The 6,229-nt window shown below is 49.3% G+C and carries 7 protein-coding genes; 2 read left to right on the plus strand and 5 right to left on the minus strand.

Going from position 1 to position 6,229, the window contains the following annotated elements; all coding sequences use genetic code 11:
• Nucleotides 1–104 precede the first annotated feature (104 nt).
• Nucleotides 105–359 (plus strand): GNAT family N-acetyltransferase, encoded by a 255-nt coding sequence (locus tag B5F27_RS15550; RefSeq protein ID WP_343214652.1) that lies wholly within the window; start codon nucleotides 105–107, stop codon nucleotides 357–359.
• A 35-nt stretch (nucleotides 360–394) separates the two neighbouring features.
• Complete coding sequence (locus B5F27_RS15555) at nucleotides 395–1,150, plus strand: class I SAM-dependent methyltransferase (protein ID WP_087368977.1); 756 nt, start codon at nucleotides 395–397, stop codon at nucleotides 1,148–1,150.
• Between the two features lie 493 nt (nucleotides 1,151–1,643).
• On the opposite strand, the gene B5F27_RS17505 is transcribed toward B5F27_RS15555, so the two are convergent.
• From B5F27_RS17505 to B5F27_RS15580, 5 genes are all read right to left on the minus strand, one after another.
• Nucleotides 1,644–1,841: a YbaN family protein gene (locus tag B5F27_RS17505; protein ID WP_343214653.1), complete on the minus strand. Its 198-nt coding sequence runs from the start codon at nucleotides 1,839–1,841 to the stop codon at nucleotides 1,644–1,646.
• Nucleotides 1,838–2,167: a nitrous oxide-stimulated promoter family protein gene (locus tag B5F27_RS15565; protein ID WP_087368978.1), complete on the minus strand. Its 330-nt coding sequence runs from the start codon at nucleotides 2,165–2,167 to the stop codon at nucleotides 1,838–1,840. The genes B5F27_RS17505 and B5F27_RS15565 overlap by 4 nt, the downstream gene beginning before the upstream one ends.
• 85 nt (nucleotides 2,168–2,252) lie before the next feature.
• Nucleotides 2,253–3,893 (minus strand): ABC transporter ATP-binding protein, encoded by a 1,641-nt coding sequence (locus B5F27_RS15570; protein WP_206423018.1) that lies wholly within the window; start codon nucleotides 3,891–3,893, stop codon nucleotides 2,253–2,255.
• Nucleotides 3,890–5,620, minus strand: a complete 1,731-nt coding sequence (locus B5F27_RS15575) for an ABC transporter ATP-binding protein/permease (protein ID WP_087368979.1) — start codon at nucleotides 5,618–5,620, stop codon at nucleotides 3,890–3,892. Before B5F27_RS15575 ends, B5F27_RS15570 begins: the two co-directional genes overlap by 4 nt.
• A 319-nt stretch (nucleotides 5,621–5,939) precedes the next feature.
• On the minus strand, nucleotides 5,940–6,229 hold a 290-nt coding region (locus tag B5F27_RS15580), incomplete at its 5' end, for a LysR substrate-binding domain-containing protein (protein WP_242962220.1).

The raw sequence follows: 6,229 nt of genomic DNA on the forward strand, positions 1-6,229 counted from the left end.
TAGATGGTGCGCGTAACCATTATAGAGGAATTTCCCTGAGATGTCGCTTTACAGCGTGAAAGTGTCGCTAAAACTCCGTGCAGGTGTCGCTCAGCGTCCGATTTTTGCAGCACGACTATGTAGAAGGCACAAGCACGACTCCGGTGGGATATTTAGAAGGAATTTTTGTTAAAGAAGGTTATCGCAATAAAGGATATGCCAAAGAACTATTGGATGCGTGCGAAACATGGGCAAAAAGAAATGGCTGCTATGAATTTGCCAGTGATTGTGAAATAGGTAACACCAACAGTTTTTGCTTTCATAAAGCAATGAATTTTAAAGAAGCAAATCGTATTATTTGTTTTACGAAAAGGCTGTGAAAATAAACATGAACAGCAAGGATTGAGGAAAGAATATGAGTGAGCTAAAACAAAATTATTACGGCAGTTTGTGTACCGAAATGTACGAAATTTTACATGAAAAAGCACCACAGGATGAGCTGCACTTTTATCTTTCCTATGCCGAAAAAGGAAAAAAGATTTTAGAACCTTTATGTGGCAGTGGACGATTCCTTGTTCCCTTTATGGAGCGGGGCTTTGATATTTGCGGAATGGATTTGTCAGGTGAAATGCTGGAAAAGCTAAAGCAAAAGGCTCCCGACGCAAGGATCGTGCAGGCAGATCTTTTAGACTATTCATCCGGCGAGAAGTATGATTATATTTTTATCTCCTCCGGTTCTGTGTCGCTGTTTACAGATATTGCCCTATGCAAGAAGATTTTGGCTAAACTAAAGGAAATGCTGGCTCCGGCAGGTAAGTTTGTGTTTGCTGTGGATACGATTGCTGATAGATGTGAGAACGACAGCGATTATAAAACGGCCATTTCCGTAAAAACAGAGCAGGGATTTGATCTGCTGTTGAGAAGCAAGAATTACTACGACGAGGAAACCCAGACGCAGTTTTCTCCGGCAATCTATGAGCTGTACAATGGGACAAAGCTGTTGCAGAGTGAGCCGATGGACTTTCAAACCCATCTATACAAATTTGGCGAGATGGAACACTACTTGAAAGAAATCGGATTTACAACCGTAAAAACTTATTCCTCGTTTGAAAAAGAAAGAGCTGTTGACGATCAGTGTGACATGTTCTTGTTTGAATGCAGCTTGGGATAATCGGGTTACGCAAATAATAAAATAATCAAGACATAACAGCCGTTGCAGAAACACAAAGTCCGCAACGGCTGTTTTCATTTTCGACAGCTCTATTCACTTTGAGCTTGTCCTTTGTGAACGTCGGCTCAAGCTTGGGAGTGGTGAGACTTCATGTTGTCTATCATCAGGATCGAATCACGGTTTATCCAGTATAAATCAGGCAGAGAGAAAGAACCGGCGGCGATGTGGTCGTGAAAGTGAACACCCCAAAAGCGTCAAAAGAAAGATCATCGGCAACAGGGTATGCAAGCGTTTTATTTTACAGGTTTATCTTTAACTACATGGTTTTTTACTCCAAAGCAAAAGTAAAGGATATGGAACAGCCATACTGCGCCAAGAATCGCACAGGGAATGTAAAGGGATTTTTGAAACATGATCAGGAAGCCGAATAGCATAAGGAGCGTGACGGTGACCATCACGCGAATTTTTGCTTTCCAGGTCATACCCTGACCCTTTACATAGGTTTCCAGGTTTTTTTATATAATTTTGTGCCCTTAAACCAGCGGTCCAGTTTTTCAGAACTTTTGCCAAAGCAAAAGGCTGCCAACATCAAAAAAGGGAATGCCGGAAGCAAGGGCAAGACTACACCCAAAGCTCCTACTCCAAGGCCCAAAATACCGAAGGCGATGTAGATGATTTTTTTGCCAGTCATGTTTTGTGCATCCTTTCTTTCATGGTTAAGAGCATATGAGACACTGCCAGAACAGGATGATAGAGAAGCATCCTGGGACCGGAAAAGCGCATGATTTCCCGGATTTTTGTCCGCATTTCCGGGCGATAGCAGTGTACTTTGCAGTTTGAGCAGAACGTTTTGCTCTCCATAAATGGGCAGTGATTAGAGCGGTCTATGGCATAGGACAAAACTTCCCGGCAGTCTGGGCACAAATCAGACCGATGATGTTGCTTCTTGCAATAAAGTTGGATCATTTGGGCAACAATCCGCTTTTCTTGTTCCCGCTTATCCGCAATGGATTTCATGGTGATCGTCCTCTCTGTATCTAATGGTTAGCAACGGCTAATAAAAACCTGAAATAAATTGCCCTCATAAAAAGGGCAATTTATTTCAGCTCATACGGCCCTGTTCCACGCAATATTGCTGTTCTACGATTCCCATTGTAGATTGCCGGTGGGATACCAACACGATGGTCTGCTCTCCCTTTACCTGTTGCAGCGACCGCAAGATAACGGCTTCGTTCAGACTGTCAAGATTGCTGGTGGGTTCATCCAGCAACAGCAGTGGCGCCTGGTGCAAAAAAGCGCGGGCAAGTCCCAACCTTTGGCGTTCTCCGCCAGACAGGGAATCACCCAGCTCGGCTACCGGCGTATCGTATCCCTGGGGAAGGGAAACGATAAAGTCGTGTACCGATGCTTTGCGGCATGCCTCCTCCAGCTCTGCCTGGGTGGCATCCAGCTTGGCAATTCTCAGATTGTTGGCGATGGTGTCGTGAAACAGATAGGTTTCCTGGGTGACATAGCTTTCCATATTGCGGAGGTTTTCCGTGTTGATGTTCTGAATGGGGCGATCTGAGATACGGATTTCCCCCTGCTCTGCTTGCCAGAAGCGCATGAGCAGCTTGAGCAGGGTGGACTTTCCGCTGCCGCTTCGGCCCAAAATCCCAACGATTTTTCCCTTGGGAATTTCCAGATCCATGTGGGACAGGATCTCTTCCTCATTATAGGAAAAACTAAGATCGCTTACGGCAGCCCCGTCAAAGGCAACTGGCGCATAGCCGCGGACATCTTCTACCACCGGCTGTTCCTCCAAAAGATCCAGTACCCGATTGCCCGCAGCAAAGGTATTCTGGAGGGTAGAACCCAGAGCGGCCAGGGCAACGCTGGGGCCAAAGGAACTCATCAAGGTGAGGGTGGCAATAAGGGCAGCCGAAAATCCGCAGAGCGTGGCTGCTGCATACAGCATGATAAAATCGAACAGCAGGATCACGGTGTTGGTGATTGCGCTGTTGCGGCCAGAGATTCGCTTGGCCTTTTCCTCCTGCCGGGACAGCTGTGCACCTCGATGTTCCAGTTCTTGCCGGCGAGTCTGGCCCTGTCCGTATTGCAGGGTCTCGGAGAGACCGCGCAGACTGTCCAGCACAAAGCCGGAGAGCTGGCCGCTTTGGCTGCGGACCTGCTGTCCCACATCTCCACTCCAGCGAGAGGTCAGCCAGGGAATCAGAATTCCCACTATGCCGTGGGCGAGAAGCGCAAGAACGCCCAGGACCGGGTGATAGCTCCACAAAAATGCAGTGACTAGTGCTGTGTACAACGCTGCAATGCAGATGGGGGAGATGGTGTGGGCGTAGAACACCTCAAGCAGTTCAATGTCCGAGGTGATGACGCTGATGAGGTTTCCCTTGTTCTTGCCTTCAAGCTTGGCGGGACACAAGCGGCGCAGGGCAGCAAAGACCCGATCCCGCAGCAAGGCCAACAGCTTGAAGGCAATAAAATGGTTGCAGGTCTGTTCACCATAGCGCAGTGCGCCCCGCAGAAGGGCACAAAGGCCGATCAGAAGGAACAACATGGGCAGGGAGAGATGTTGTTCCACACCCAGAGCGTTCAATAGGGCAAAGCCGCCAAACACGGTGATAGCTGTGGCACAAAGGTGCCCCAGAAGCCCCAAAACGACAGCCAAACTCATATATCCGGTCAGAGGTCTTACCAAACCGACCAGCTTCGCCATGACCTGAATCCCGGATCGCTTCATCTTGCAGCCACCTTTCCGTAAGTTTCCAGTTGTTGCTGGGCGTTCCACAGACGGGCATACTCGCCCTGCTGGGAAATCAGCGCCTCATGAGTGCCTTGCTCGGCAATAACGCCTTGCCGAAGCACATAAATCGGATGGGCGCCGGCCGCATTGGCCAGCCGGTGGGAAATCAAAATGACCGTTTTATTCCGGGCGAGCCCTTTGATTTGTTCCATAATGGCATTTTCACTTTCTATGTCGATATTGGAAGTGGCTTCATCAAAAATGTAGATGGGTGTGTCATGGAGCAGTGCCCGGGCAACGGCCAGACGCTGGCGCTGCCCGCCTGAAAAATTGACGCCGTTCTCCTCCAGCTCTGTGTCCAATCCCTGCTGCGCGCGCAGGAAATCCGCCAGCTTTACCTGCTCCAGGACGCGCCAGAAATCGGCCTCGGTGGCCTCCGGGCTGCCCATTTTCAGGGTATCTCTGACGGTGCCGCGGAACAAATAGCTTTGATGGCCTATGTAGGTGATATTTGCTGTCAGAGCATCCTCCGCGATGTCAAGGATGGGGATTCCGCCGATGGTAAGTTCTCCCTGAAATCCGCGTATCCGCCCCATGAGAATGGAGGCAAGGGTGGATTTGCCGCATCCGCTCTCGCCGACCAGCGCCACAAAACGACCAGGCGGAACGGAAAAATCAATTCCGTGCAGGATCTCCCGATCGGACTCATAGCCAAACCGCAGACCTTTGCAAACTACGGTACAATCTTTGGGGAAGGCATGGGTTCCAGTCTGCGCATCGGGGAGATCCAGCAGAGCAAAGAGTTTATCTGCTGCCGCCATGCCGTTCATGGCGATGTGAAAATAGGAACCCAATAGGCGCATGGGCAGGAAAAATTCGGCTGCCAGGAGGATGACCAACAGCGCTCCGAACAGGGATAGTCTCCCGGCATGGAACTGCCATACTGCCAGAATCATACCCAGTGCAGCACCGCCGTAGGCGATAAGATCCATGACAATGATGGAGTTCAACTGCATGGAAAGAACTTTCATGGTAATTTTGCGGAAGCGTTCAGACTGCTCGTTCATCTTCTGATGTTGGTGGTCGTCCGCTTGATAAATTTTAAGAGTTGTAAGCCCCTGCAGGTTTTCCAAAAACGAATCGCCCAGGGAGGTGTATTCGCCCCAGTATTTCCCCAGGAGTTTCTTGGCAAAACGCTGTACTGCCACAATGGTCATGGGGATCAGGGGGACGCAGAGAAATAAAAGAACCGCACAGGGCAGACTAACAAAACTCAAAACCGCAAACAGGGTTAAAGGCGCAAGAATCGAGTAGCACAGCTGAGGCAGATAGGACCCGAAATACACCTCCAACTGATCTACACCTTCTACCGCCAGCTGAACTACCTCAGAGGTTCGGGCTTTTTGCTGATACGCCAGGCCCAGGCGCAGTAGTTTCTCATAAATCATGGTGCGCAGCAGTTGCTTTACCTGCTGCGCGGCGTGGTGACTTACCCGGCTTGCCAGAGATGTGCATGCGTACCGTATGGCCAAGGCAGACAGCAGGACCCAAATCGAGTTTTTCCATACCGCCAGGTCGGCCCCGGCGGAAAGCTGACTTAGAAAAAGGGAAATTCCAAACATCAATACAATGTTGCAAAGCAAAGAAATCCACTGGAAAAACACCTGTGCCGACACATATTTTTTGCTCTTGCCCATGATGTGCATCAGCCGTTTATTGATCATCACTTCAAACCTCACACTGTTAGCTAAAGCTAACTTTTGACCGTAATAATAAGCTAACCACAACATGGTTAGCTCAGCCTAACGATTGGTATTGTAGCAAAAATTCATGGCTGCGTCAATACATCGATTTTCATAATGAGAGCAGACGACCACAAAAGCGAAACCGCCCTGAGGGATTGGATGATGCGGCGGAAGATGGATTTTCCGAACATTTGCGCAATCCTGCGAACGATGGATTGAACGGGTATTCGGTGAAACTTGATCTTCTATAGCATCGAAACATTCGATGCTATAGAAGATTGCACCCCAAAGCAGGAGCTCATTCCATCCAGTGAATCCAATCGGCGGCAAACAGGTTCTCTTTTAGGCACACAAAGTAGAAAGCTCCGCTCATAGGCGTTTCCGCCAGATCAAACCGGGCCAGCACCCCGGAATCCAATTCTTTGGATACTGCTGCCTCGTATAGAAACGAGATCCCCAGACCATCCGCAACCAGAGACTTGATGGTAGAAAAATCGCTGATGGTTGTTGTTTTGGAAAAGCGATTCAGGGTGCGGTTGTGGCGGCGCAAGGCGTCTTCAAAAATGGTTCGAGTGCCCGAGCCGGGCT

It is taken from the genome of Faecalibacterium sp. An192, assembly GCF_002160175.1.
Classification (GTDB): domain Bacteria; phylum Bacillota; class Clostridia; order Oscillospirales; family Ruminococcaceae; genus Faecalibacterium.